24 protein-coding genes are annotated in these 26,790 nt (G+C 60.5%); 15 read left to right on the forward strand and 9 right to left on the reverse strand.

Going from position 1 to position 26,790, the window contains the following annotated elements:
• Positions 1-68 precede the first annotated feature (68 nt).
• On the forward strand, positions 69-2,171 hold the full coding sequence (locus tag CS390_RS15620; RefSeq protein WP_099775295.1) for a TonB-dependent receptor domain-containing protein: 2,103 nt from the start codon (positions 69-71) through the stop codon (positions 2,169-2,171).
• Between the two features lie 124 nt (positions 2,172-2,295).
• A complete protein-coding gene (yegQ, locus tag CS390_RS15625; protein ID WP_099775296.1) occupies positions 2,296-3,615 on the forward strand; it encodes a tRNA 5-hydroxyuridine modification protein YegQ in 1,320 nt (439 codons plus the stop codon).
• Positions 3,616-3,655: 40 nt separating this feature from the next.
• Here yegQ and CS390_RS15630 read toward each other — a convergent pair whose 3' ends face one another.
• Positions 3,656-3,844 (reverse strand): hypothetical protein, encoded by a 189-nt coding sequence (locus CS390_RS15630; RefSeq protein WP_065758527.1) that lies wholly within the window; start codon positions 3,842-3,844, stop codon positions 3,656-3,658.
• Between the two features lie 149 nt (positions 3,845-3,993).
• Here CS390_RS15630 and CS390_RS15635 point away from each other — a divergent pair, with 149 nt between their 5' ends.
• From CS390_RS15635 to CS390_RS15650, 4 genes are all read left to right on the forward strand, one after another.
• On the forward strand, positions 3,994-4,455 hold the full coding sequence (locus tag CS390_RS15635; RefSeq protein ID WP_099775297.1) for a hypothetical protein: 462 nt from the start codon (positions 3,994-3,996) through the stop codon (positions 4,453-4,455).
• A gap of 301 nt (positions 4,456-4,756) precedes the next feature.
• Positions 4,757-5,146 (forward strand): Mor transcription activator family protein, encoded by a 390-nt coding sequence (locus CS390_RS15640; RefSeq protein WP_065758525.1) that lies wholly within the window; start codon positions 4,757-4,759, stop codon positions 5,144-5,146.
• 46 nt (positions 5,147-5,192) lie between these two features.
• On the forward strand, positions 5,193-5,837 hold the full coding sequence (locus CS390_RS15645; protein WP_065758524.1) for a DUF2589 domain-containing protein: 645 nt from the start codon (positions 5,193-5,195) through the stop codon (positions 5,835-5,837).
• Positions 5,838-5,904: 67 nt separating this feature from the next.
• Complete coding sequence (locus tag CS390_RS15650) at positions 5,905-6,477, forward strand: DUF2589 domain-containing protein (RefSeq protein WP_065758523.1); 573 nt, start codon at positions 5,905-5,907, stop codon at positions 6,475-6,477.
• A gap of 1 nt (position 6,478) precedes the next feature.
• Here the strand turns inward: CS390_RS15650 and CS390_RS15655 are convergent, their stop codons facing one another.
• The 3 genes from CS390_RS15655 to CS390_RS15665 form a co-directional block, all read right to left on the reverse strand.
• Positions 6,479-10,153: a translocation/assembly module TamB domain-containing protein gene (locus tag CS390_RS15655; RefSeq protein ID WP_099775298.1), complete on the reverse strand. Its 3,675-nt coding sequence runs from the start codon at positions 10,151-10,153 to the stop codon at positions 6,479-6,481.
• Complete coding sequence (locus CS390_RS15660) at positions 10,150-11,889, reverse strand: autotransporter assembly complex family protein (protein WP_099775299.1); 1,740 nt, start codon at positions 11,887-11,889, stop codon at positions 10,150-10,152. The genes CS390_RS15655 and CS390_RS15660 overlap by 4 nt, the downstream gene beginning before the upstream one ends.
• 63 nt (positions 11,890-11,952) lie before the next feature.
• Positions 11,953-12,603 carry an N-acetyltransferase gene (locus tag CS390_RS15665; RefSeq protein WP_065758556.1) on the reverse strand — a complete coding sequence of 217 codons (651 nt, stop codon included), beginning with the start codon at positions 12,601-12,603 and terminating at the stop codon, positions 11,953-11,955.
• Positions 12,604-12,763: 160 nt separating this feature from the next.
• On the opposite strand from CS390_RS15665, the gene xthA reads away from it, so the two are divergent.
• The gene (gene xthA, locus CS390_RS15670) at positions 12,764-13,576 is read left to right on the forward strand and encodes an exodeoxyribonuclease III (RefSeq protein WP_065758520.1); all 813 of its coding nucleotides are present in this window, start codon (positions 12,764-12,766) and stop codon (positions 13,574-13,576) included.
• Positions 13,577-13,689: 113 nt separating this feature from the next.
• On the opposite strand, the gene CS390_RS15675 is transcribed toward xthA, so the two are convergent.
• Positions 13,690-14,238, reverse strand: coding sequence for a hypothetical protein (locus CS390_RS15675; RefSeq protein WP_065758519.1), 549 nt, complete (start codon positions 14,236-14,238; stop codon positions 13,690-13,692).
• A 182-nt stretch (positions 14,239-14,420) separates the two neighbouring features.
• Here CS390_RS15675 and CS390_RS15680 point away from each other — a divergent pair, with 182 nt between their 5' ends.
• Positions 14,421-15,743: a substrate-binding domain-containing protein gene (locus CS390_RS15680; protein ID WP_099775300.1), complete on the forward strand. Its 1,323-nt coding sequence runs from the start codon at positions 14,421-14,423 to the stop codon at positions 15,741-15,743.
• Here the strand turns inward: CS390_RS15680 and CS390_RS15685 are convergent.
• Complete coding sequence (locus CS390_RS15685; protein WP_065758517.1) at positions 15,737-16,969, reverse strand: acyl-CoA dehydrogenase; 1,233 nt, start codon at positions 16,967-16,969, stop codon at positions 15,737-15,739. The two genes, CS390_RS15680 and CS390_RS15685, sit on opposite strands and share 7 nt — an antisense overlap.
• Before the next feature lie 137 nt (positions 16,970-17,106).
• Between CS390_RS15685 and CS390_RS15690 the strand changes: the two genes are divergently transcribed.
• The 5 genes from CS390_RS15690 (at position 17,107) to mapR (ending at position 23,078) form a co-directional block, all read left to right on the forward strand.
• Positions 17,107-18,033: a LysR family transcriptional regulator gene (locus tag CS390_RS15690; protein WP_099775301.1), complete on the forward strand. Its 927-nt coding sequence runs from the start codon at positions 17,107-17,109 to the stop codon at positions 18,031-18,033.
• 94 nt (positions 18,034-18,127) lie between these two features.
• The gene (locus tag CS390_RS15695; protein ID WP_065758515.1) at positions 18,128-18,553 is read left to right on the forward strand and encodes a MerR family DNA-binding transcriptional regulator; all 426 of its coding nucleotides are present in this window, start codon (positions 18,128-18,130) and stop codon (positions 18,551-18,553) included.
• A complete protein-coding gene (locus tag CS390_RS15700) occupies positions 18,550-19,449 on the forward strand; it encodes a hydroxymethylglutaryl-CoA lyase (protein WP_065758514.1) in 900 nt (299 codons plus the stop codon). Before CS390_RS15695 ends, CS390_RS15700 begins: the two co-directional genes overlap by 4 nt.
• A gap of 767 nt (positions 19,450-20,216) precedes the next feature.
• The gene (ccoG, locus tag CS390_RS15705) at positions 20,217-21,629 is read left to right on the forward strand and encodes a cytochrome c oxidase accessory protein CcoG (protein ID WP_065758513.1); all 1,413 of its coding nucleotides are present in this window, start codon (positions 20,217-20,219) and stop codon (positions 21,627-21,629) included.
• Between the two features lie 39 nt (positions 21,630-21,668).
• The gene (mapR, locus tag CS390_RS15710; protein ID WP_065758555.1) at positions 21,669-23,078 is read left to right on the forward strand and encodes a GntR family transcriptional regulator MpaR; all 1,410 of its coding nucleotides are present in this window, start codon (positions 21,669-21,671) and stop codon (positions 23,076-23,078) included.
• Positions 23,079-23,090: 12 nt separating this feature from the next.
• On the opposite strand, the gene CS390_RS15715 is transcribed toward mapR, so the two are convergent.
• A complete protein-coding gene (locus tag CS390_RS15715) occupies positions 23,091-23,837 on the reverse strand; it encodes an SDR family oxidoreductase (RefSeq protein WP_065758512.1) in 747 nt (248 codons plus the stop codon).
• 286 nt (positions 23,838-24,123) lie between these two features.
• Between CS390_RS15715 and CS390_RS15720 the strand changes: the two genes are divergently transcribed.
• Together CS390_RS15720 and CS390_RS15725 are read left to right on the forward strand one after the other, a co-directional pair.
• Positions 24,124-24,552, forward strand: coding sequence for a DUF411 domain-containing protein (locus tag CS390_RS15720; protein ID WP_065758511.1), 429 nt, complete (start codon positions 24,124-24,126; stop codon positions 24,550-24,552).
• Positions 24,553-24,562: 10 nt separating this feature from the next.
• The gene (locus CS390_RS15725; RefSeq protein WP_065758510.1) at positions 24,563-24,997 is read left to right on the forward strand and encodes a YqaA family protein; all 435 of its coding nucleotides are present in this window, start codon (positions 24,563-24,565) and stop codon (positions 24,995-24,997) included.
• A gap of 13 nt (positions 24,998-25,010) precedes the next feature.
• Here CS390_RS15725 and CS390_RS15730 read toward each other — a convergent pair whose 3' ends face one another.
• Together CS390_RS15730 and zapE are read right to left on the reverse strand one after the other, a co-directional pair.
• Positions 25,011-25,592 carry a DinB family protein gene (locus tag CS390_RS15730; protein ID WP_065758509.1) on the reverse strand — a complete coding sequence of 194 codons (582 nt, stop codon included), beginning with the start codon at positions 25,590-25,592 and terminating at the stop codon, positions 25,011-25,013.
• Positions 25,593-25,602: 10 nt separating this feature from the next.
• The gene (gene zapE, locus CS390_RS15735) at positions 25,603-26,721 is read right to left on the reverse strand and encodes a cell division protein ZapE (RefSeq protein WP_065758508.1); all 1,119 of its coding nucleotides are present in this window, start codon (positions 26,719-26,721) and stop codon (positions 25,603-25,605) included.
• Positions 26,722-26,790: the final 69 nt, after the last annotated feature.

Below are 26,790 nucleotides of genomic sequence, written 5' to 3' on the forward strand. Positions count from 1 at the left end.
GCAACGACTGTGCTTCGTCTTGTAGTTGCGGCGTCAGATAGCCGCCTCATAACCTGGAATTCTTGATAATGCGATCCACCCTCCCCCGCTCTCCACTGGCGCTGCTGTTCGTCTGCGCCACCACCGTACAGGCCGACGACGCTGTCGAACTGGGTCAGGTGCTGATTCAGGAGCAGGAACAGAGCGAACTGGCGTCGGCCAAAGAGCGCCTGCAGCGGGTGCCGGGCGGGACCAATCTGGTGGATATGCAGCAGGTCGAGCAAGGCCGGGTTGCCAGCAACCAGGATGTGCTGGCCTACCAGCCCGGTGTATTTGCGCAGTCCGCCGGTAATGATGGGGTCAAGTTGTCGATTCGAGGCTCGGGCATCAACCGCGCACCGGGCAGCCACGGTTCGGGGGTGTACACCCTGTTCGACGGTCTGCCACTGACTGGCCCCGGTGGTACCCCCTACGAACTGTTCGAACCGCTGTGGCTGAGCCGCGCCGAAGTGCTGCGCGGCGCCAATGGCTTCGACAAGGGCGCGCTGGCATTGGGCGGAGCCATCGACTACATCACCCACACCGGATATGACGCAGCGCCCCTGCAAGTTCGTTTTGAAGCCGGCAGCCGTGGCTACATGAAACGCCAGATCAGTTCAGGCCAGGTGCTGGGCGACCTGGATTACTACGTGGCGGCTACCGACTCGGCATACGACGGTTATCAGGATCACAGCAGCGGCAGCAGCAAAGGCATCGCCGCCAACGTCGGCTACCGCTTCAACCCGAACCTGGAAACCCGCTTCTACCTGCGTTATCGGGAAACCGAGAACGACCTGGCCGGGCGCCTGACCAAAGCACAGATCAAGCATGATCCACGGGCTGCCAACCCGACCTACCTCTCCCGTGACGCCAGCCGCCCACAGCCGGGCAGCACCTGGCTGGCGAACAAGACTACCTTCTTTCTGGATGACGATTCACGCCTGGAGGCCGGGTTGGTGTATCACGACTACCCGATGGACCTGCGTGAAGGCCTGAACCGCCTGAAAGTGGCCTACACCGATGTCAGTGGTACGTTGAACTACTTCCGTCGAGACACCCTGTTCGACCGCGAGAGCAACACCTCGATCGGCTGGCGGTCGACCAAGCACCTGCCCAATAGCGGCGCATCCGAGTATGTACGGGTGCAACAGGGTACTAACCTCAACACCCCAATCGGTACCAAAACCCGCGACTTCAGCTATCAGGGCTCCGACAACGTATTGCACGCCAGCAACGAGCTGGAGCTGGTGCCGGACCTGTGGCTGACCACCGGCCTGGCGCTGATCTACACCCGCCGGGAAAGCGATGTCAGCTATCCCGCCGATGGCGGCAAGGTCAGCCAGCACGACTGGGACTATGCCCCGCGCGTCGGTCTGCGTTACGCCTTCAACCCGCAGTTGGAGGTCTACGGCAACCTCAGCCGCTCGGTCGAGCCGCCACACCCATGGGCGTTGATCTGGAGTGCCAACGAACGCTTCACCAGCGGCCCGGCCGCCAAACTTCAGAAAACCCCCGTCGAACTGCAGAATCAGACCGCCACCACCCTTGAACTCGGCGCTCGTGGCGACTCGGCACTGGGGCGCTGGGATCTGGCCTGGTACTACGCAGCGGTACGCCATGAACTACTGGCAGTCGAAACGGTGCCTGGCAATCCGCCCACCGAAATCAACGCCAGCCCTACGATCCACCAGGGCATCGAAGCCGGCCTGGACAGCCTGCTCTGGGAGCGTGCTGCCGTGGGTAAGGTGTCATTGCGTCAGGCCTACACCTTCAGCGATTTCCACTACCGTGATGACGACGCCTTCGGTGACAACCGCTTGCCCGGCATTCCGATGCATTTCTACCAGGCCGAAGTGCGCTTCGATCACCCGACGGGCTTCTACGCCGGGCTCAATACGCAGATGGCCTCCAAGGTACAGGTCGACTACGCCAACTCTTACCCCGCCGATGCCTATGCACTGCTCGGGGCGACATTTGGCTTCAACGCGCCGAAAAACGACTGGCAAACCTGGCTGGACCTGCGCAACCTGACCAACAAGCGGTATGCGGCCACCGTGACGCCGGGCTACAACGACCACGGCAATGACATCGCCCGCTCGACACCCGGCGAGGGCTTCGGGGCCTACGTTGGCGTGTCCTACAGCCTGCGCTGAACCATTACCCATAGTGGGGCCACCTGATCCTGTGGCCCCGCACCCGGGCATTGCTGTAGATCAATAAAAGCAGCGGCGCAGTGAGGTAGCCTCTGCGCCTTTTTCAGCTGCGACCCGATCTCCCATGACCAGCCTCGCCAAACCCGAATTACTTGCCCCTGCCGGCACCCTCAAGAACATGCGCTATGCCTTCGCCTATGGCGCCGACGCGGTCTATGCCGGGCAACCGCGCTATAGCCTGCGGGTGCGCAACAACGAATTCGACCATGAGAATCTGGCCATCGGCATCAAGGAAGCCCAGGCCCAGGGCAAGCAGTTCTATGTGGTGGTCAACATCGCACCGCATAACGCCAAGCTGAAAACCTTCCTCAAGGACCTGGAGCCGGTGATCGCCATGGGCCCGGATGCACTGATCATGTCCGACCCCGGCCTGATCATGCTGGTTCGTCGGCATTTCCCCGAGATGCCGATTCATCTTTCCGTACAGGCCAACACGGTGAACTGGGCCAGCGTGGAGTTCTGGCGTGGGCTGGGCCTGACCCGGGTCATCCTGTCCCGCGAGTTGTCGCTGGAGGAGATCGAGGAAATTCGCCAGCAGGTTCCCGAAATGGAACTGGAGGTGTTTGTTCACGGCGCACTGTGCATGGCGTATTCCGGGCGCTGCCTGTTGTCCGGCTACCTAAACAAGCGTGACGCCAACCAGGGCTCATGCACCAATGCCTGCCGCTGGAAGTACAGCGCCACCCCGGCCACGGAAAATGTAACCGGTGAGATCGTCCGCGAAGTCGAGCCGACACTGGGCCTGGGCGCGCCGACCGATGAAGTCTTCCTGCTGGAAGAAAGCAACCGTCCTGGCGAAGAGATGCCGGCATTCGAAGACGAGCACGGCACCTACATCATGAACGCCAAGGACCTGCGGGCGGTACAGCACGTCGGGCGCTTGACCAAGATGGGCGTTCACTCGCTGAAAATCGAGGGCCGCACCAAATCGCACTTCTATTGCGCACGCACCACTCAGGCCTACCGCCAGGCAATTGATGATGCCGTAGCAGGCCGCGAGTTCGACCGCTCGTTGATGCTCAATCTGGAGTCACTGGCGCAACGGGGTTACACCGAGGGGTTTCTGCGCCGCCATGTGCATGACGAGTATCAGAACTACCAACGTGGCAACTCGCAGTCTGAGCGCCAGCAGTTCGTTGGCGAGCTGACCGGTGAGCGGGTCGATGGGCTGGCCGAAGTGCAGGTGAAAAACCGCTTTGGCCTTGGCGATCACCTTGAACTGATGACGCCACGTGGCAACTACCATTTCGACTTGCATCAGTTGCGCAATCGCCAGGGCCAACCGATCGAGGTTGCCCCTGGCGATGGCCATACCGTCTACCTGCCGATTCCTGAGCAGGTCAACCTGGAGTACGGCCTCCTGCTGCGTGACCTGACCCTGTAACCGCCGGTGTCGGCCAGCCTTGGCGCTGGCCGACCTGGAGTCAGAGTTTGACCTTGCGGCGCATGATGCCGTTGACGATGACCACGACGACCGCCACGCCGATGGCGATGTACTGGAACACCTTTTCGCTGATCACACCGTCTTTCTGCAGGTAGGACAGCCCCAGCATGGTTGCCAGCACCAGCAGGGACAACAGGATGGAGTATTTAAGGCGTTGGCCTTGAGTCATGTGGGTTTCCTTGACGCGTGGAAGACAAAAATCAAACGCGAATAATACAACGTCCAATCCTCTCACAAGGATATTTTCCCGGTTCTGCCCTACCGACCAACTTGCAAACATGAGCGCTCAAGCACTAACGTCCCTCGCGGAGCATCCTCATGCGCATACCCCACCTGCTCAGTACAGTCGGCCTGCTGGTCTGTATTGAGGCTCAAGCACTGCAAACCATAGACGTCGACCCCTCGCACCTGAAAGCACTCGGAACCGGCCTGGCGAACAGCGCAGGCAACAGCCAATGGCAGCAATTGTGGCAACGTTCTCGACAGGCCGGGCACCTGGGTAGCCCGGAAACACGCGAAGCCTTCACCATCCCCATGCAGGAAATACCGTCACTGGTAAAAGCCACGCTGGCCTCGGCTGAACGGGTTCAAGGGTTGAAAAAAACCCAGGCGTTGTACCGACGCGACTTCGCACCTCAGGTCGTCGGCGCACGCGGCGGCACCCCACTCACCGCTGTCTGCCTATGGGTTGATTGGCGTTCCTTCCCCGACAATGCGCTGCCTCGCCAAACCGCATTGATGGCTCAGGTCAGCCTGTTGGTCACCCACCCTTGCGACTAACGCTGGTAGCGCCAAGCAGCGGCTATGCCGTTGTGGTGGCGGGCCGAAAACCGGGGCTTTGCGCCTGTTACGCCGCTGAATACCCACATCCCTTCGCCATTTTTCCCACCGAACATAAGCAGGAACAGCTACTGGTACAGACCCGCTTGCTACCTAGATCTTTTGTCGCGCAGTGCCCGAGAATCAACCCATGACGCCGACCAACGCAGCCAGCCGATACGGCACTGCTGATCACGCTGAATGCTGACGGCTAACACCTACCGCAGGCCCAAATGGCTTGCTCATTGACAAGGAAGTGATCATGGAACTCTGCGACCTGAACCGTATCGACATCACCCAACTGCCTCATTCCCTGCAAGCCTTGATCGCGTGTGTCGGGCTGGAAAGCGCGTATCGCTTGACCTGCATCTACGGCGGCAGGCCCAAGTACATTCCCAAGCACCCAGGCCGCACCACGCTGGCCGATGTACTGCCCAATGAACAGCTTGAGGCCTTGATCAAACGCTATGCCGGTACGGCCCTGGAGATTCCCAAACCCGACCACTTCAACCGGCAACTGCGCAACCAACAGATTCAACAGGAAAGCTCGCACGGCCTGTCCCGTAGCGTGCTGGCCGACAAATACGGCCTGAGCCTGCGCCAGATCGGCAATATCCGGCGTCAAGAGGCTCACGCCCGCCACACCGCGTAACGGTAACCGCGCACTCACGCGCACTTCACGATAAGGAAATCTCACCATGGCAACTATCGATAACAGCCTCATCGGCTCGGTCATGAACGCACTGCCACTGGACCGGATGATCTCCGGGCCACTGCAGGCCATGATTCAGGCGCAGGTTAGCGCCAGTAAATCCTACGCAGACTTCCTCATGGGCGTCTGTATCCAGGATGGCAAGGCTGTAGCCATCCAATTCGACTATGAAGAAACTCTCACGGACGAACAGGGTGTCTATCAGGGTACCGTCGCCAAGAAAATGCAGATCCCTCTGCTGGCGGCCATCACCCACCCGAACATCGCCATTGAAGAAGGTAACATCGAGTTCGAGCTGACCATCAGCCAGCAGGCCGAAAGCAGCTCTGAAACCGGTGGCAGCGCAGAGTTTGGCGCTTCCATTGGCTGGGGCCCGTTCAAGATGAGCGTCAAAGGCCAGGTCAGCCACAAGTCAACACAAACCCGCAAGACCGACACCCGCGCGCGTTACGCGTTCAACACCCGCGTCAAACGCCAGGATCCGCCAGAAGCCTTGATGCGCGTCATCGACTTCCTGACCGATGCCGCCACCAAGCCGGTCATGCTTCCCAACACCGAGGCGCAGAACAAGGACGCCTTGCCTGAATCCAAACTGCCAATGCCAGACCAGGTACAACAGACCACTAACTGACACGCGACAACAGGTTCCGCTCTGATGAGCGGAGCCTCCCCGTCCCTCGCCAAAGGAGCCCAGCCTCTTGGAACGCAGTCCTAACGACAAAGAGCCCCTTGCCACCTGCGACCTGGCTGACATTACCCGAGGTCTGCAGGACGCCGCAGCGGCAGCGAACAACCTGATCGCACAACAGTACATCAAGCTGTTTGACCAGTTTTTTGACTATGACGCCGAAGCCTTGGGCGCCCCGATGAAAGCCAAGATGGTTGATGTCGCCATGGATGACCGACATACCTTGAGCATCCCCCTGATCACGCTGGTGTCACCACGCGGCCTGGCCCTGGAGCGGATGCAAGTCGACCTCTCGGTAAAGATCCAGAACACCGAACTGGCCGATGCAAGCCATGTACTGGAAAACAGCGCACTCAAGCACGAACGGTTCATGGTCACCGTAGGCGCTCAGAACAAGCGCCAAGGCGATCATCGTGACCCGGACGAAGTACAGATTCGTATGCAGTTTCAGGCCTGCGAACCGCCCGAGGCATTGAATCGTCTGATCGAAGAGTACACCCAACTGATTACCCCCTGCCGCCAGCCCGATCCTGCACCGCCATCCGCGGACAACGAGTTCATCGCCGCTGCAACCGTTCGCTGACTCAGAAGTCGCGTTTGTAAAACAGATCAAGCGAACTGGCGATCCCACTGGCGGCTTCCAGGTAGAGCTTTTTACTCAACAGGTAGCGCAAGGCAATGGTGTTGGCCGGTTCGAATACGCCCACGCCATAACGCAAGCTCAGGCGTTCCGTCAGGTTGCCGCTGGCGACCACGCTGGTGCTGGCGCCGCTCCCCTGAGTGTCGAGTTGGAAGTCGTCGATACCGAGGCTTTTCGCCAGGCTACCGGTCAGGTCCGAACTGCCCGCCAGCCCCAAGCCCAGCGCCGCTTGTGCAAGCATGTTGTTGTCCTCACCGGTACTGCCCAATGGCCGCCCCAATACCAGATACGACAAGGCCTGCTCCTGGCTCATGGCCGGCTCGGAAAACACCTGGGTGGTCGGCTGTTCAGCACTGCCACTGAGGCGAATACCCGCGATCACGTCATCGGTTTTGCGTACGGCCTCGATGTCCAGATACGGCTGATCGATAGGGCCTGCAAACAGCAATCGCGCACGGCGGATAGTCAAGCGCTGGCCATAGGCGCGATAACGGCCATCAACCAGGCTCAGCTCACCACGGGTGTCGAGGTTGTCGCCGATATGCACGGCACCCCGCAGGTTGGCACTCAAACCAAACCCTCTGAACGACAGCTTGTCCTGCCCTACCTCGACGTCGACGTCCATGGCCATCGCCAAGGGGGCCTGACCCGCTTCGGTCTGGTGGCCGACGATCACCGTATCATCGGATACCTTGACGGTGGATGGCGGCAACTCGCGGATGCTGATCTTGCCCTTGGGCACCAGCACTTTGCCTGTGATTGCCAGCTTGTCGCCTTGCAGGCCGATGTTCAGGTCCGGGGCTACCTCCAGCACGGCGTAGGGCTCGACGTTGACTGGCAAGCGCTGGCCATGAACACGCAGGTCGACCGCCAACGCGCGCGCCCAGCCGATCTGACCACTCAACTGTCCCTGGCCAGTCTCGCCACTTTTCCAGTCACCCTGCAACTGAACCTGCTCACCGGCGATCACGGCACGCAAGGTCAGCTCACGCAGGCTGATGGGCAGTTCTGCACCGCTGGCCTCGCCCTGCGAAAGGGTCAGGCTACCGTTGACCTGTGGCGCCAGCAACGTGCCGGACAACCTGCCGCTGCCATTCAACTGGCCGGCCAAGCGCTCGACCATCGGAACAAAAGGCCGGGCGATGGAAAGGTCCAGGCCATTCAAACTGAACGTGCCACTGACAGGTTTGTTTTTCGCAAGCGGATCAAGACGCGTGTCCAGGGTCAGCTCACCCAGTCGCTCGGCACGAAACGCCAAACGGGAATCTACCCGCCGTGGGCCCAAGGTGCTGTCCAGGCGCAGGGTCTGGTAAGGGAAATCCAGCCACTGGCCTTTCTCGCGCAACCTCAGGGTGCCACCACTGGCATCAACCTGAACCCGTCCCTTGGGCCCGCTGGCCGGCAGGTCGAGGTTGATATCGGCATTGAGTTGGCCGCTCCAGGCAAAGTCTTTCGGCAACCATTGGGCCAGGCTCTGCAACGGGAACTGCTTGAGGTGATAACGCAGCTTGGGCTCGGGGGCCAGGCGCTGGTCTTCGCCGCACAGGCTGGCATCACCCGAACGCCAGCAATGAGCAAAGAAGTCAATCTGGCCATTCGCCAGGCGCTGTAGCCGGGCTGGGGCCTGCAACTGCCAATCCTGGCCTCCGGCCTGGATACGCCCACTGGCCAGGCGCCCCCGCCAGTTGTCTTTGTCCAGCTGACCGTCCAGTTCGAGGTCAAGCACCAGTTGCGGCCCCTTCAGGCCCAGGCGCAATTGCTGTTGGCGCCTGTCGCCCTGCCCCTTGGCAGTAAGCGTACCCAATCCCGTTTCACCCAACTGGATCGCACCGGCCTCCAACTCAATCCGTACACGTTGTGCCGAGTCCATCTGCGCGCTGAGATCCAGGCGTTGCAGATGGTTCTGGGCCTGGGCCAACTGCTGCCCTTGCACGGTCAATTGCCCTTGTGGGGCCTTGAGTGTGCCCGCAACGTCCAGGCGCCCTTTCAAACGCCCCTGCAGTTGCGGCCAGAGCTGCCCTAAACGGGGCATGTCGAGGTCGAGCTGGCCGGCCAGACGCTGCTGAAGGCTGCCGCTACCGTTGATACGGTTGTCCCCCAGCCGAATTTCCAGGGTGCCCAAGGTCCACTGTTCCCCTGCACCGCCAGCCTTGGCCTGAAGCAGCGCCGGCTGGCCACGCAGGCGGCCCTTGAGGTTTACGTCGGCATCCAGCCGCAGGTGGCCATCCTTGAACTCGCCCGTGCTGCGCAACGGCCCAGCCAATGTACCGGGCAACTCGGCCAGCCAATACGCAGGATTAAGCGCGGACAACTCCAGTGCCGTATCCCAGGCAATGCCTTGAGCGAACTGCACCCGCAGGTTACCCGCGGCCTTACCCTGCCCCGCACTCAGAACAAGCTGCGGCAAGTCGATAGCCGTGAGATCGCCCTTGAACGGGCTGCTGATCTTGAACGCACCGGCCGGGCCGTCCAGGTCACCGGCAAAATCCCCTTCGTAACGGCCTTCCTGGTAACGGACCTGGCCATTGAAACGACGCAGGGTGACCTGCGGCGCGTCATCCAGCGGGTAAAGGCGCAACCAGGGGAAGTCCAGCCACTCAAGCTGAGCGCTGGCCTTGATGCTCTGTTGCCAGTCGGCGGTGGCCTTGAGCCTGAGGTACTGTTCTGCGGAAGCGTTCAGGTCGAGCGCTGACAGTTCGGCACCACGGGCATCGACCCGGCCTTGCAGGGCCAGGGCGATCGGGCCCTGCGAGGCCGGCAGGCTGGCATTGCCCGCAAGCCGGTAACCCGCGCTCAGGTCGCCTTCACCGGTCAGCAACACCTGATTGAGCTGCAGGGTATCCGGCAGGTCGGCGCTCGCCTTGAAGGCGTCGGCGCTGATACGCACCTTGGCCGGCAGGTTCGCCGCCAGCGGCTGCAACTGCCCATCGAGTCGTCCCTGCAAATAGCCCGTACTGTCCGCGCTTACCCGCAACGTCTGCTGCAGGTCACCGTCCACCTTCAGGGCCAATTGCCACGGCTGCCCATCCACTACAGGCAATTGCAGTTGGCCGCTGGCCTGCATGGGCCAGTCGCCTTCAGGCTTCAGCATCCCCTGCAGCGCCAGGTGCAAATCCTCGCGCTGAACCTGCAGGCGATCAATACGCAGGCCCTCGACGCTCCAACGCGCCGCCAGTTGCAACTCACTCAACTGCTCATTGCCATCCAGCGTCAGTCGACCAATCTGTAGCTCACCCAGCTCGATGTTCAGCGGCAATGCCAAGGCCGGCAACTGCAGCGGGCCGCTGTCTGTCGAGGGCTCGCCGGGGGCAAACGCCAGGTCCACCCGCTCGGCGCGTAGCTGGGTTACGCATAACGTCATTCGCAACAGGCAGGCGGGCGACCACGCCAGCAACGGCTGCGTCAACTCGACCCGGTTACCCGACTGCTCCCACAACAGGCGCTTGGCCTGCCACTGCCCTGCCAGCCGCCCTTGGAAGTCGTCCAGTTGCAACCCTGGCACCCGGTTCAGTACCCAACGGCTGCCCGCCTGCGTACCCAGTACAGCGGCCACACCGAAGACCACAACCAGCAGTACGCCGACCAGGCCGATGGCAATCCCTTTAAACACACGACTCACAGTTCCGGCCCCATGGAAAAGTGCAAACGAATACCGCCCTCGTCATCCAGCGCGTGGGCGAGGTCCAGGCGCAGTGGGCCCACCGGAGATACCCAGCGCACACCAAGACCGACGCCGGTCTTGAGGCTAGGCAGTTCCAGACTGTTGAATGAGTTGCCTTGATCGACGAAGGTCGCCACGCGCCACTTCTCGGCAATCGAGTATTGGTACTCAACACTGCCGGCCACCAGGTAGCGGCCGCCGATACGGTCACCGTCCGAGTTCTTCGGCGACAGCGTCTGGTAGTCGTAACCGCGCACGCTCTGATCGCCACCGGCGAAAAACCGCAACGACGGCGGCATTGATTTGTAGCCGTTGGTGGCGCTGCCGCCAAACTGTACCCGGCCCAGGAAACGGTGGTTCCGCCCAAGGGTGGTCAAGCCCTTGAGCAGGACATTGCCATGCACCAGGTTGGTGTCCGAGAGCAGGCCTTCCTTCGCGACCTGCGTGTCGAACTGCAGGCGGTAGCCATTGTGCGGATCAATGCGGTTGTCGCTGCGCAGGTAGGCATAACTGACACCGGGCATCAGCAGGTTGCTCAACCCGGAGTCGTCACCCAGGCGATACTCTTCACGCTGCCATTTCAGCGAGATCACCCGCTGCCAACCACTGGGCAACTTGCTGTGCCATTCCGGGCCTACCGTCAGCAGCTTACTGAGGCTGTCGGTATTGGCGATTTCTTCGTTCTGGTAACCGCCGGCAAAACGAAACTTGTCGGTCAGCGGAGGATCCAGAGGCACGTCGTACCACAGGCCGACGTTCTGCCGGGGGGCCGATACCTCGGTCTCGATACCGTAGCTATGACCTTCAGGGTTAACCCAATGGCGCGTCCAGTTAGCCTTGGCACGAGGCCCGACGTCCGTCGAAAAACCCAGGCCCAAGCCCATGGTACGGGGCTTGCGGGTCTGCAACTGAACCGCCACCGGGATTGTCTGGCCGACGGATGCCGTCGGTGCCGCATCGACACGTACCCTCTCGAAGTAACCACTGGACTGCAGCGCATTGTTGAGCTCGGCGATCAGCTCAGAATCATAGGGCGCACCTTCCTGGAACGGCACCATCCTGCGCAACAGGTCCTCATCGAACGGGCTGTCACCGGTAAACTGGACCTTGCCCAGGGCGTAGCGCGGGCCACTGTCGTAGACCAGCTCGATATCAGCGACCCCAGCCAGTGGATCGACCGTCAGACGTTGCCGGAGAAACCGGCCACTGAAGAAGCCATAGCGGGAAGCCTGGTTCTGAATCAGCCGCTTGGCGTCCTCATAATGCCCATGATTGAGCACTTCGCCCGAGCGCAAGTAACGGCTATTTGGAATCCGAAAGGCTTTCAGTTCACTGGCCGGCCCTTGAATACGTACCGTGATGTCGCGAATCCGGATTGGCTCGCCCGGCTCAACGGTCATCACCAGGCGTGGCCCCTTGTTCGCCTTGGCCGGGGGTTTGATCTCGGTTTCGATATGGGGCTGGTAGTAACCCAAGGCCTGGGCCGCTTTTCTGGCCTGCTCGACGGCACCGCGACTGAAGCGCATCAAAGCCTCTTCGTCACGGTCACCCAGGCTACCAATGTAACCTTCGATATTGTCCTTGAGCTCGCTGTTGGCAGGCTTTATCCGAACGACCAGTTCACTTTGTGCACAAACGGCGAAGCTGGCGATGCATAGAATCAAACCACAGGTAAAAGGTGCTAAATACGTCATAAGCACCGATGCTACCAGAGCTTTACGGCAGCCGGGCGACCGCGGCCATCGCTCATTGCTCGATTACGCCCCGATTTGCCGGGAATGCTGGGGGTTCGGGTGAAAAAAAACGTGCTCACGAACAGGCCCTACCGCAATTTCACCAATCTCCTGATAGCCCTGCCGCGCATAAAACGCCAGGTAATGCTCATTGCCGGTGTCCAGAACAATCCCTTGAGAGTGCTCATCTTCGGCACACCAGTCGTGCAACGCCTGCAGTAACTGTTCACCAAAGTGCTGGCCCTGAAACTGCGGATGGACACCCAGCAGCGGCAACATGTGAACCGCGTCAGTGGGTAGGCAGGCCATCAGTGCCGCCTGGTAATCCAGGTAACGGCGCGTGCAGTTGAACCCGGTGCTCAGCAACATGCGCATACGCCAGGCCCAGCTTTCCGTGACGCTGAGCCGACGTTGTGGTGGTGCAATCAGTGCAACGCCAATCAAACGCTCCCCGATCAGCAACCCCAACGCGGGCAGTTCTTGATAGAAGTGCTGCTGCACCAGCTCTCGCACCGTGGCGCGGATGCGGTGGTCGTAACCAGGGCGCGCCGCTTCGAACAGGTAGGCAAAGGTCGGCTCGCGGCGGTAGGCATGGTAAAGCAACGAGCGGGTTTCATGACTGTAGCCCCCATCGAGCAAGCGGACTTCAGCCGTAACAGCAGTCGATTCGGACATCGTGAAAACCTCCAGGCCTGGGCATTCATTGCCAGTGAGGTACTCGCTACGCTGGCGCGCCCTCGTGAAGCACGTTAGCAGGCGATCGACAGGGCCGCCACGCTGGTCGTGGCCGACGATGTCAGCTAGCATCCTGACTTTTACCAGGATTGTTGCTTCCATGAAGATCGTCTCGTTCAACATCAACGGCCTGCGCGCCCGGCCCCATCAGTTGGCCGCGTTGATCGAAAAGCACCAACCGGACGTGATCGGCCTGCAAGAAACCAAAGTGGCTGACGAGCAATTCCCACTGGCTGAAGTTCAGGCGCTGGGCTACCACGTGAACTTCCATGGTCAAAAGGGCCACTACGGCGTCGCCCTGCTCTCGCGCCAAGCGCCATTGAGCCTGTTCAAGGGCTTCAGTACCGACGAGGAAGACGCCCAGCGCCGTTTCATCTGGGGCACCTTCGCCGACGTCGATGGCACACCGATCACCATCATGAACGGCTACTTCCCCCAGGGTGAAAGTCGCGACCACCCCACCAAATTTCCGGCCAAACAGCGTTTCTACAGCGACCTGCAAACCCTGCTTGAAAGCCAGTTCCAGAACCAGCAGCCCTTGGTGGTAATGGGCGACGTGAACATCTCCCCGGAAGACTGCGACATTGGTATCGGCCCGGACAACGCCAAGCGCTGGCTCAAGACCGGTAAATGCAGCTTCCTGCCGGAAGAGCGCGAGTGGATGGCACGGCTGAAAAACTGGGGCCTGGTCGACAGCTTCCGCCACCTGAACCCTGACGTTTGCGACCGTTTCAGCTGGTTCGACTACCGCAGCCGTGGTTTCGAGGATGAACCCAAGCGTGGCCTGCGCATCGACCTGATCATGACCTCTCAAGGGCTGCTGCCACGGCTCAAGGATGCAGGCGTCGATTACGAACTGCGCGGCATGGAAAAGCCCTCGGACCACGCACCGATCTGGCTGGAATTGAGCTAAGCCCCGCCCCTGGCTTGCCTGCATCCCACATGTGGGAGCGGGCTTGCCCGCGATGCAAACACCGCGAACGCCAAGGCACCCCACCGACACCCGGTGGCAGACAACGCCGATGTTCAGTCCAGCTTGAGCTGGCTGATCGTGTCTTTATCAGCGTCCTTATACTGCTGCGCCGTCATCTCTTCAAGATTGTCGACCGTGCGTTCATAGCTGTCTGCGGACGCACACACGTGTGCCTCAAAACGACTGGGGCCGCGGCTGTCCGGATCCTCGGCCAGGCGCTTGGCTTCAAGCGCTTCACAGTGTTCCGTGTACTGCGCAAGGTTCGCCTTCGATGACTCAAGATGAGCCGCCTGATCCTTTTCGGCTTGCGCCAGGGCCGCCTCATCCTGTTTTTCACGGATATCCGCAGCAAGGTCCAGGACATCCTCGGCGTCCTTGCCATCCAACGCCTTGGCCATTCGCGCGCGGTCAAGCCCATATGCTTCCCTGACCACTGTCAGCGCCCGATCAAACGCCGCTTTCTGCTCCAGGTCCAAGCCCTGACTTATGGCCACCATCGACGCAGAAAATGATGCTTCACTGGTACTGTCGACGTGCGTCGCACACGCCGCAAGCAGTGCAAAGGAAGAAACCAGTAACGTCACGCTTAACCGTTGCAGCATCGGTCGATCCTCACGTCAGGCGTTTGGCCACAGGGAACCACGCAAAATGCGTGTTTCTCAGAGGGTAGTAGCAATGTTGCCGGCGTACCATTCAGCCAAGATCCTCTGACCCTTCGTCATCTTGCGGTCATCGTATTGTCTTAATCTCCCGGCACGACCTATAGCCGCGAGCACCCACTGGCATGTTCCCCCTTGTTTTTCGGCTGCTCCTCAGCCTGTTAGCCGCCCTCCCCATCGCCGCGCACGCCGGGCAAACGGTACTACGCCTGCAGGGTTCCAACACTATCGGCAGCGTGCTGGCGCCAGCCTTGGTGCGCGGCATGCTGCAAACGCAAGCCGTGCAGGACATCCAGATCCTGCCCGGCACGGTTGCCAACGAAGTCCAGGTACAAGGCCACACTGCTCAGGGCGAGTTGATCCAGGTGAACATTGCGGCCCACGGGTCGAGCACCGGTTTTACCGCGCTTAAAAACGGTGACGCCGACCTGGCGGCGGCCTCGCGCCCGATCAAAGACAGCGAACTGGTCGACCTGGAAGCGCTTGGCGATCTGAAAAGTGCCGATGCCGAGCAGGTGATCGCCCTTGATGGCATGGCGGTGATCGTCCACCCGGACAATCCCTTGCCACAATTGACCACCGAACAGTTGGCAAAAATTTTCGCTGGCCGCATTACGACCTGGGACGCGCTAGGTCTCGGCAGCGGGCCGATCCGCTTGTACGCTCGCGACGATCGCTCCGGTACGTTCGAGACGTTCAAGAGCCTGGTACTCGACCCCCATGATCTGACGCTGGCAACCAGTACCACACGGTTTGAGTCGGGTGAGCAGTTGGCCGCCGAAGTTCGTCGTGATCGTCAGGCAATCGGTTTCAGCAGCCTGAGCTCAGTGCACGGCGCCAAAGTCCTGGCCATCGCCGACGGCGCGGCGAGTGCGATGTTGCCGACACCCGGGCTGATCGCCAGCGAAGATTATCCGCTGGCCCGTCGGCTGTATTTCTACCTGCCACCCGGCCAGCACAACCCCTGGGCCCAGGCGCTGATTCGCTTTGCACAAAGCGAACCCGGCCAGGCCATCGTCACCGCCAGCGGCTTCATTGCCCAGACCATCCAGGCGATGCCGGTACGGGCCAATGCCGAGATGCCTGCGGCTTATCGAGGTCTGCTTGAACAGGCACAACGGCTCTCGGTGAACTTTCGCTTCGCCGAAGGCAGCGCCACGCTGGACAACAAGGCGCAAGCCGATCTGCAACGGGTGGTCGCGTACCTCAAGCGCACCGGCAAGCTCGACCAGAAGATCAGCCTGGTGGGGTTCGGCGATGCCAAGAGCGACCCGGCGCGCGCCACCCTGCTGTCCAAGTTGCGCGCCATGGCCGTGCGCCGCGAGCTGGCCCGGCAAGGCGTGACCGCTCGGGAGATCCTTGGCCTGGGCGCCGAACTGCCGGTAGCGGCGAACGACCAGGACGAAGGCCGAATCCGCAACCGCCGGGTCGAGGTCTGGGTTTACTGAGGCTCGCTGCGAAGTGGCTCGCGCGGTACGTACTTGCCGATCTCGTACTTGCCGATCGCGGCGCGGTGGACCTCATCCGGGCCATCGGCCAATCGTAACGTGCGCTGCATGGCGTACATGTAGGCCAGCGGGAAGTCACCGGAAACGCCAGCCCCGCCATGTATCTGAATGGCCCGATCGATCACCTTCAACGCAACGTTTGGTGCCACCACCTTGATCTGGGCGATCTCGCTGCGGGCCACCTTGTTACCCACCGTGTCCATCATGTAGGCCGCCTTGAGGGTCAACAGTCGGGCCATGTCGATCTCCATCCGCGAATCAGCGATCTTGTCGATGTTACCGCCCAGCCGCGCCAGCGGTTTGCCAAAGGCGTTGCGCGCCACTGAACGCTTGCACATCAACTCCAGGGCACGCTCGGCCATACCGATCGAACGCATGCAGTGGTGAATGCGGCCTGGGCCGAGACGGCCCTGGGCAATCTCAAAACCCCTGCCCTCGCCCAGCAATACGTTGTCGTAGGGTACGCGGACATTCTCGAAGAGCACTTCAGCATGACCATGGGGCGCATCGTCATAACCGAACACCGGCAACGGCCTGACAATGTTCACCCCGGGGGTATCGGTAGGTACCAGGATCATCGAGTGCTGTTGATGACGTGGCCCTTGCGGGTTGCTCAAGCCCATGAAGATCATGACCTTGCAACGCGGATCACAGGCGCCGGAGGTCCACCATTTGCGCCCATTGATCACCCACGCATCGCCATCGCGCACCGCCGTAGCTTGCATATTGGTGGCGTCAGAAGATGCCACGTCCGGCTCGGTCATGGCGAACGCAGAACGAATCTCGCCACGCAACAAGGGCACCAGCCACTGCTGCTTATGCGCCTCACTGCCATAGCGCACCAACACTTCCATGTTGCCGGTGTCCGGCGCAGAGCAGTTGAATGGCTCCGGCCCCAGCAATGAGCGGCCCATGATTTCGGCCAACGGCGCATATTCCAGGTTGGTCAGCCCCGCCCCCAGTTCCGACTCAGGCAAGAACAGGTTCCACAGGCCTTCAGCCTGAGCCCTGCGCTTGAGTTCCTCCATGATTACAGTCGGCTGCCAGCGATCACCCTCGGCGACCTGACGCTCGAAGACCGCTTCGGCCGGGTAAACATAGGCATCCATGAACGCCATGACGCGCTCGCGCAACGCCTGGACCTTGGGTGAATAGGCGAAATCCATCGGCAGTACCTTCTGCGTAAAAAGGGGCTGAGCAGACTGTAGTTCACCGGCCAAAATCCACCTAGCCTATTCTCACCGTGTATAAACATTCATAAGCGATATATGATCAGCAGATAACACCTACAAGAGCAGCGCCCATGAACCTGAACAAGGTCGATCTCAATCTGTTTATCGTCTTCGATGCGATCTACACCGAAGCCAACCTGACCCGCGCCGGGCAGATCGTCGGCATTACCCAGCCAGCGGTCTCCAACGCCCTGGCACGGCTGCGTGATACCTTCAACGATCCCTTGTTCGTGCGTACCGCTCAGGGCATGGTGCCTACCCCCATGGCCCAGAACATTATCGGCCCGGTGCGTAACGCCCTGTCGTTGCTGCGTGTGTCGGTACAGGAGAGCCGGATCTTCACCCCCCTGCAGGCGAACAAGACCTTTCGTATCAGCATGACGGACCTGACCGAAGCGGTGATTCTGCCCCCCTTGTTCCAACGCCTGCGGCGTCTGGCCCCGGCAGTGGCCATCGAAAGTTTCCTCTGCAAACGCCGAGAAACGACCAAGGAGCTGGCGGCCGGGCGCCTTGACTTCGCCGTCGACGCGCCGCTCAACACAGACCCGCAAGTGCGTCATGTAAAACTGATGCAAGACCAGTACGTCTGCGCCATGCGCGAGGGCCACCCGCTGGCCAAAGACACGCTCAGCCTGGATGAATACATGGGCCTGACCCACATCCACATTTCCAGCCGCCGCAACGGGCTGGGCTATGTCGACCTGGCACTGGGCAAGATGGGCTTGCAACGCAAGATCGCCCTGCGTTCACAACATTACCTGATGGCCTCGCAGGTGTTGCAACAGACCGACATGGTGATGACCGTGCCAGAACGCTTTGCTCGGCTCCATCATCTGAATTTCACACCACTGCCGGTCAACGATGTTCCGCCGCTGGAAACCCACCTGTACTGGCATGAGAGCACGGACCAGGACCCCGCCAACCGCTGGATGCGCGAGCAGATCATCGAGTTGTGCCAACGGGTCGTCGCGCAAGAAACGCAGCCCGTACACGCCTGAACTCAAACCCTGTCGCATGCACAATCACAATCCAGCTTGACGTATACGTAAAGCTGCCTTTAGGTTTAGCGCATGCACCTAGCCGAGCCTTGCCATGAGTAGCCAGACCTACAGTATTTCCGACCTTTCCCGCGAACTGGACATTACCACCCGTGCCATTCGCTTTTATGAGGAGCAAGGACTGCTCAGCCCCGAACGCCGGGGCCTGGAGCGTATCTATACGGCTCGCGACAAAGTCAGCCTGAAGCTGATCCTGCGTGGCAAGCGAATCGGCTTTTCGCTGGCAGAGTGCCGCGAGCTGATCGAGCTCTACGACCCCAGCAGCGGTAACCAGAAGCAGCTCAACAGCATGTTGGCAAAGATTGCCGAGCGGCGCGCCCAGCTTGAGCAGCAGTTACTCGACATCCAACAGATGCAACTGGAACTGGACACCGCCGAAGAGCGCTGCATACAGGCGCTGGCAACCACCCTGAACAATCAGAAAAGCGCCGTTGAGGCCTCACAGGAACCTTCCCAATGACAATGCCCGAGAATGTCCGCCTGGTCGAAGTCGGCCCACGCGACGGCCTGCAGAACGAAGCCCAGCCGATCAGCGTGGCAGACAAGGTACAGCTGGTCGATGACCTGACTGCTGCGGGGCTTGGTTACATTGAAGTCGGCAGCTTTGTCTCACCGAAGTGGGTACCGCAAATGGCGGGTTCCGCCGATGTGTTCGCGCACATCAAACAAAAAGCCGGCGTGACCTACGCCGCCCTGGCACCGAACCTGCGCGGTTTCGAGGACGCACTGGCCGCCGGAGTCAAGGAGGTCGCGGTATTCGCGGCGGCCTCTGAAGCCTTCTCGCAGCGAAACATCAACTGCTCGATCAGCGAGAGCCTGCAACGCTTCGTACCGATCATGGAAGCCGCACGACAGCACGGCGTGCGTGTACGCGGCTATGTGTCGTGTGTACTGGGCTGCCCTTATGAAGGTGCGGTAAGCGCCGAGCAAGTGGCCCCGGTAGCCCGCGAGCTTTACGACATGGGCTGCTATGAAGTCTCGCTGGGTGACACCATCGGTACCGGCACCCCAGGCGCAACCCGCCGGATGTTCGAGGTGGTTGGTGCGCAGGTACCACGGGCACAACTGGCCGGGCACTTCCATGACACCTATGGCCAGGCACTGGCCAACGTCTATGCCAGCCTGCTGGAAGGGATTGCCGTGTTCGACAGCTCGGTCGCAGGGCTGGGTGGCTGCCCTTATGCCAAGGGCGCCAGCGGTAACGTGGCCAGTGAGGATGTGCTGTACATGCTTCAGGGCCTGGGCATCAAGACCGGTATCGACCTGGACGCACTGATTGCAGCCGGCCAGCGGATCAGCAACGTTCTGGGCCGCGCCAGCGGTTCACGTGTTGCGCGTGCACGTAACGCCCAGTAATCCCGTGACGGTAACAGCCGGCCTCGCAGCCAGTGTTACCGCCCCCACATTTTTCAGGGAAAAAACGGGTAACACAGAAACAAATCGACAGATTCTCCCGGCCAACCTTTTCAACAAAATCTCTAAACCATTGATTTTATTGAGTTTTAAAAAGTTGGCACGCCACCTGCTATATGTTCGGTACAACAACAATAAAAAATGCGACAACCCAATAAAAATAAGACGCAACGACTCTGGCATAACAAGAACAACCACGGCAGAGACGCAGCTAACAGATTTTTTTGGAGATGATGTGCTTTTCGGGGGCGTGCCCCCACGACCAGGCAGAGAACAATAAAACTACCCCAAGGTAGCGCCCGTCAGGTTGTATCAGCAATGATGAAAGCAGATCAGCGCTCAAAAAAATACGTTTGCTCTTGATCCCGGATGGGGATCGCCCGCAACACAGAGGTCGTGGCCGACAAAAACAACAAAAGGCCACCCTCACAATAATAAAAAGAGCACGCAACAATCTTTGAGGGGAGCCTAGGCTCCCCTCAGTGCTTCCTGCCTCCTCAAAAATCGCCCACAGATCCACGCCTCTGCAACGGGTGCGGTGGATAGTCGCAGGCACGTCGCGCACAACGGCCCGAGCCAGGCAATCTGCGGCCTGCGCCCCCACCCAACTGAATCTGATACGGTTTTTATCGCAATACCTGAGCCTGTTATGCAAACAGAACGCTCGCCATAGTGCTCTGGCCTGATCGAGGCCTGATGAGCGACGAACCATGAGCGATAGAATCCCCGTCCAGATCGTTGAGATTGCCGAGCCCTCCCCCTTCAAGAAGAAGGCCGCCAGCAGCGACGGACACATCCACACCCGCAGCTTCACCGGCCTGTTCCGCAACCTGCGCATCGGTGGTGCCGGCTTTCTTTTCCTGCTGTTTTTCGGCACGGTCTGGTTGAACTGGGGCGGTCGTCAGGCCGTGCTCTGGGACCTGGCCGAAAGCAAGTTCCATATTTTCGGTGCCACGTTCTGGCCGCAGGATTTCATCCTGCTTTCGGCATTGCTGATCATCTGCGCCTTTGGCCTGTTCGCCATTACCGTGTTTGCCGGGCGCATCTGGTGCGGTTATACCTGCCCGCAAAGCTCCTGGACGTGGATCTTCATGTGGTGCGAGAAGATCACCGAAGGCGAGCGCAACCAGCGAATCAAACTGGATGCTGCGCCCTGGAGCCTGAACAAGCTGGCCCGCCGTTCAGCCAAGCACACCCTGTGGCTGGCCATAAGCGTACTGACCGGGCTGACCTTTGTTGGCTACTTCACGCCGGTCCGGCCACTGGCCGAAGAACTTTTCAGCTTGCAACTGGGCGGCGTCAGCCTGTTCTGGGTGCTGTTTTTCACCGGGGCAACCTACATCAATGCTGGCTGGCTACGTGAAGCCGTCTGCATGCACATGTGCCCCTACGCCCGCTTCCAGAGCGTGATGTTCGACAAAGACACCCTGACCGTCGCCTATGACCCGCGACGCGGCGAGTCACGCGGCCCACGCAAGAAAGACGTCGACCACAAGGCCAAGGGCCTGGGCGACTGCATCGACTGCCATATGTGCGTACAGGTTTGCCCCACCGGCATCGACATCCGCGATGGCCTGCAAATGGAGTGCATCGGTTGTGCGGCCTGCATCGACGCCTGCGACTCGATCATGGACAAGATGGGCTATGACCGTGGCCTGATCGGCTACAAGTCCGAACACACCCTGCAAGGGGGCAAAACCCATTGGCTGCGCCCACGCTTGCTCGGCTACTGCACCGTGCTGGTGGTGATGATCGGTGCCCTGGTGATTGCCTTGAACCAGCGCCCAATGGTCTCGCTCGATGTCAGCAAGGACCGCGGCCTGTTCCGGGAAAACAACCTGGGGCAGATCGAGAACATCTACACCCTCAAGGTCATCAACAAAACCCAACAGCGCCAGCATTACCGCCTGCGCCTGGTCGACAGCGAAGGCTTCGTGCTCCACGGCCAGACCGAGTTCAACCTGGCACCGGGCGAGATCAGCGACTTGCCGGTCTCGGTGGCCATGCTCGCCGACCGTCCGGACAGCAGCGCCCAGGAGATCAGTTTCGAGGTTGTCGACAGCGATGAACCCAGCGTACGCAGCGTGGCCCGCAGCCGCTTTGTTGCGCCTTTGAACCGCTGATCACATACACTCCGTGTACCCAGAACCTGCCGAGCCATGATGAAACGCTACGAGAAATTCGCCGACGATATTGCCGAACTGATCCGTTCCGGGGTGCTCGGCCCTGGCCAGCGAGTACCGTCGGTGCGCTATGCCAGCCAGACCCACGGCGTCAGCCCGTCCACGGTGTTCCAGGCGTATTACCTGCTGGAGCGTCGCGGGCTGATCCGCGCCCGGCCACGTTCCGGCTATTTCGTTAACGCCCACGCACCACGCCAGTTCAATGAGCCGCAGATCATCGAGCAGGCCACCGAGTCCACCGAAGTTGACGTCAGCGAACTGGTGTTCTCCATCCTCGACTCGATCAAAGACCCGCAAACCGTCGCCTTCGGCTCGGCCTTCCCGAGCCCGAACCTGTTCCCACTGCCGCGCCTGGCCCGCTCGCTGGCCAGCGCCAGCCGGGAAATGGACCCACGCATGGTGGTCACCGACCTGTCGCCAGGCAACCCGCAACTGCGGCGGCAGATAGCCCTGCGCTATATGGTCGGCGGCTTGATGCTGCCGATGGAGGAGCTGCTGATCACCAACGGCGCCCTGGAGGCGCTGAACCTGTGCCTGCAAGCCGTCACCGAACCCGGCGATCTGGTAGCGATCGAGGCACCTGCGTTCTACGCCTGCCTGCAGATTCTTGAACGGTTGAAACTCAAGGCCGTGGAAATTCCCGTTCACCCACGCGAAGGCATCGACCTTGGCGTCCTCGCCCAGACACTGGAGCGGCATCCGGTAAAAGCCTGCTGGTGCATGACCAATTTCCAGAACCCGGTGGGCGCCAGCATGCCGGAGGAGAAGAAGAAACAGTTGGTGGAACTGCTGCGTCAGCATCAGGTGCCACTGATTGAAGATGATGTCTACGCCGAACTCTACTATGCCCAACAGGCACCGAAACCGGCGAAGGCGTTCGACACCGATGGCCTGGTGATGCACTGCGGTTCCTTCTCCAAAAGCCTGGCACCGGGGTATCGCATCGGCTGGGTGGCCGCCGGACGCTACGCCCAGAAGATCGAACGGCTCAAGCTGATGACCTCGCTGTGCGCCTCAATGCCGGCGCAGGCAGCCATTGCCGACTACCTGCAGCACGGCGGCTATGACCGCCACCTGCGCAAACTGCGCTATGCCCTGGAAGAACAGCAGAGCGCCATGCTCGCGGCCATTGCCAGGCATTTTCCGGCACAAACGCGGGTCAGCCACCCGGATGGAGGCTACTTCCTGTGGCTGGAATTGCCGGAGCAGATGGACTCTCTGAAGCTCTTTCAGATGGCCTTGGCACAAGGTATCAGCATTGCACCGGGGCCGATTTTCTCAGCCACTCAGCGCTTTCGTAACTGCATACGATTGAACTACGGCAGCCCTTGGACCGAGCAATCGGAAAAGGCCATGGAGACACTGGGGCGAATCGTCCGCTCGTTCTGATCTGCAGGCGCGTCAGCGCCCACCCCCCAACTCGATAAAACTGCCGGTGGAATAGGACGCCTTGTCCGACAGCAACCAGATAATGGCCTCGGCCACTTCTTCAGCCCGCCCGCCGCGCCCCATGGGGAGGCTGGCCTCCAGCGTGCTGACCCGGTCCGGGTCGCCACTGAGCGCGTGGAAATCGGTGTGAATGTAGCCAGGACGCACGGCGTTGACCCGCACACCGTCACTCGCGACCTCCTTGGCCAGCCCCACGGTAAACGTGTCCAGCGCACCTTTGGAGGCGGCATAATCGACATATTCGTTGGGCGAACCGAGCCGGGCGGCCACTGAAGATACGTTCACGATACTGCCCCCCAGCCCGCCATGGCGGGTCGACATGCGCTGCAGCGCATGTTTGGCGCAGAGCATAGGCCCCACCACATTGGTCTTCATCAGCTTGAGCAGACGGAACTCGGACATGTCCTCAAGCCGGCTGGTGTGCCCGATGGTCCCGGCGTTGTTGACCAGCGCCGTCACCCGCCCCAACTCACTGTCGACCCGATGAAACAACTGGATGACTTCATCTTCGACACTGACATCGGCGCGAACGGCAATCGCCTCGGCACCCAACTCACGGACCTCAGCCAACACACGCTCGGCCGCCTCATCGTCGGCGTGATAGTTGATGCAAACCCGATAGCCCTGAAGCGCCGCAAGACGTGCGGTAGCGGCACCGATGCCACGGCTTGCGCCGGTTATGACGATGACTTGCTGCATGAAAACCCCTTGCCCAAATAACCTTTGCTTAATTAAGGCTAACGCCCCGATCAGGCCGCTGACAACACCTTACAAACCTGTAATCCAACGCTCAGCTTTCTGACAGGCCAAACGGGCTAGAATCGAGCCCTCAGCGTGATCGCTGTCTCCCGCTTCGCCACACCGGGGGATGAGCCAGCGGCAACAGGCCACGCTGCACCTGAACGCCAATTCCGCTATTCTGCCGGCTAACCGCTGGGCACTCGAACACACGTGACACACCAGCGTCTGGATCTGGAGATTAACCATGCTGACCAAGAAAATCGCCCTGTTTGGCCTGCTGGCCTTCAGCACCCTGACTCAAGCCGGCCAGACCATTGATGTCTACCGCGACCCCAACTGCGGTTGCTGCAAGGAATGGATCAGCCACCTGCGTGACAACGGTTTCACGGTCAATGACCATGTCGAGCCGAACATGAGCGCGGTCAAGGAACGCCTGGGCGTTGCCCCCCGCCTGGCCTCATGTCACACCGGTGTGATCGACGGCAAGTTCGTCGAGGGCCACGTACCCGCCGAACAGGTCAAACTGCTGGCCAAGCGCTCCGACCTGAAAGGCCTGGCCGTCCCAGGCATGCCAATGGGGTCACCCGGCATGGAAATGGGAGACCACAAAGACGCCTACCAAGTCATCGGCCTGACCAAGGACGGCACTGACGAAGTGATCGCCACGTACTGATCGCGTGTTCATGCTCAGCCACTGGGGGCTGTTTCTCAGTGCTTTTGCGGCAGCGACGCTGCTGCCCATGCAGTCCGAAGCCGTATTGGTGGGTTTGCTGATTGGCGAGCCCGATGCGGTGCTCAGCCTGCTACTGATTGCCACACTCGGTAATGTGCTGGGTTCGATCGTCAACTGGTTGCTGGGCCGCGGTATCGAACAGCTACGCGACAAACGCTGGTTTCCGTTCAAACCCGAGCAACTGGACAAGGCCCAGCAGCGCTACCAACGTTACGGTCAATGGTCACTGTTGCTGAGCTGGATGCCGGTGATCGGCGACCCGCTAACCCTGATTGCCGGGGTAATGCGTGAGCCGTTCTGGCGCTTCCTGTTACTCGTCAGTGTGGCCAAGGGTGGTCGCTACCTGATACTTGCGCTGCTCACCCTTGGCTGGATACACCGTTGATACTGGCACGGCACTAGCCCCAGATCTGCTCCTCTGTCCAGCCCAGTTCGGCAAAGTCCTGAGCCCTTAGCTCAGACTCCTGCGCACAGAAAAACTCATCGAGTTGCGGTGGCGGCACTTCGGTTTCGGCAAGCATCGCGTGCACCTGGCCACGGTGGTGGATCTGGTGCTGAAACAGGTGCGCCAGCAGACGCAAGCGCTGCTCACACTGCACACGGTCAGGCCGCACGATACTGACTTCACGCTGCAATTGATGATCGTGCAACTGGCTGCAGTAGGCGATCAGCCGATGATCGACCTGCGCCTGCTCGCGCTGCAACTGGTCACAGCCCTCAAACGCCTCCAGTGGCTCGAAGAGCCCTTCTGCCTCGATGTCCGGCGGCTCACCACGGTGCTCACGCTCCAAGGCCTGAAGGTAGAACGTGTCGACCTGCAGAATGTGCTCAAGCGTTGCCTTGATCGATGGAAAAAAACCGCAGCGTGGCGCGACGAAATCATCCTGAGTCAATTGCTGACAGGCTTTGTACAAGCGGTGATTGGCCCAGGCATTGTTGTAGGCCATGGTCAGCAGGTGGTGCGACAGTGGCTCGGCCATGATCGGCTCCTCAACAGAAGCGTTGCAGTTGCATCTCCCGCAAGCGACTCAACGTACGCCGGAACGGGAACTCGAGATACCCTTGAGTGTAGAGCGCTTCCAGCGGTACCTGCGCCTCCAGGTACAACGCCACCCGACGGTCGTAACATTCATCGACCAATGCAATGAAACGCCGCACACCATCATCCTGCACCGATAACTGTGGCAACTCGCGGTCACCTGCAGCAACCCGCTCAACCCCGTCCTCAGTGCCCCGGGCAATTTTTGCCGGGCGCTGAGCCGCGCCGAGGGCAGGCACCTCGCCAAGCAGAATCGCCTGGAAACGGTCGCACAAGGCCATGAACTCCGGCGCGGCCATCGGCTGCTCGCACAGGTCGGCGTAGCGACACCAGAGCACCTGGTCGCTGCGTTGCACTACCTGCACGCTGCGGTGCTCTACACGCAGGGGTTCGGCTGACCATTGGGCATCACCACAAAGGCTCGCAAACACCGCCCCCAGTACACTGCTCTCGCCAGGCTGGCGCACCCAATAGCGCTGTTTAGCCACCCCAGGGTGCAGGCGGTGATCCTGCCCGCCGTCCACAGCGACGACCTGCATATGCTGCTCGATCGCCGCGATGGCCGGCAGAAAGCGCTCACGGTTGAAGCCATCGTGGTAGAGCTGCTGCGGTGGCTGGTTAGAGGTGGCAACGATGACCACCCCCTCATCGAACAGCACCTGGAACAGTCCACCCAGAATGATCGCATCACCAATATCGTTAACGAACAACTCGTCGAAGCAGAGCACCCGGATCTCGTCAGCCAAGGCGCGTGCCAGGGCCCGTAGCGGATCAGCCGTACCGTTGAGCTGGAACAGCCGCTGGTGAACCCAACGCATGAAGTGGTGAAAATGCTGGCGCCGTGCCGGCTGCTTCAGGCTGCGATGAAACTGGTCCATCAGCCAGGTTTTGCCACGCCCCACCGGCCCCCACAGGTAGACGCCACGTGCTGACGCACCCTGTTCTACAGCGTCGAAACAGGCTTGCAGGGCTGTCGCCGCCTGCAGTTGGGCTGCATCGGCGACAAAGCCGTTACAGGCGACCGCCTGTTGGTAGAACTGCAACGGTGAAGCTTCGCTGAAGCCAGACATCAGGAGCGTCTCAGGCAAAACGCCAAGCCTACCGCCGTGCAGTGCCTGAGCGCCAGCCTTCCCCTGCCC

It is taken from the genome of Pseudomonas sp. HLS-6 (genome assembly GCF_002753995.1).
GTDB lineage: Bacteria > Pseudomonadota > Gammaproteobacteria > Pseudomonadales > Pseudomonadaceae > Aquipseudomonas > Aquipseudomonas defluvii.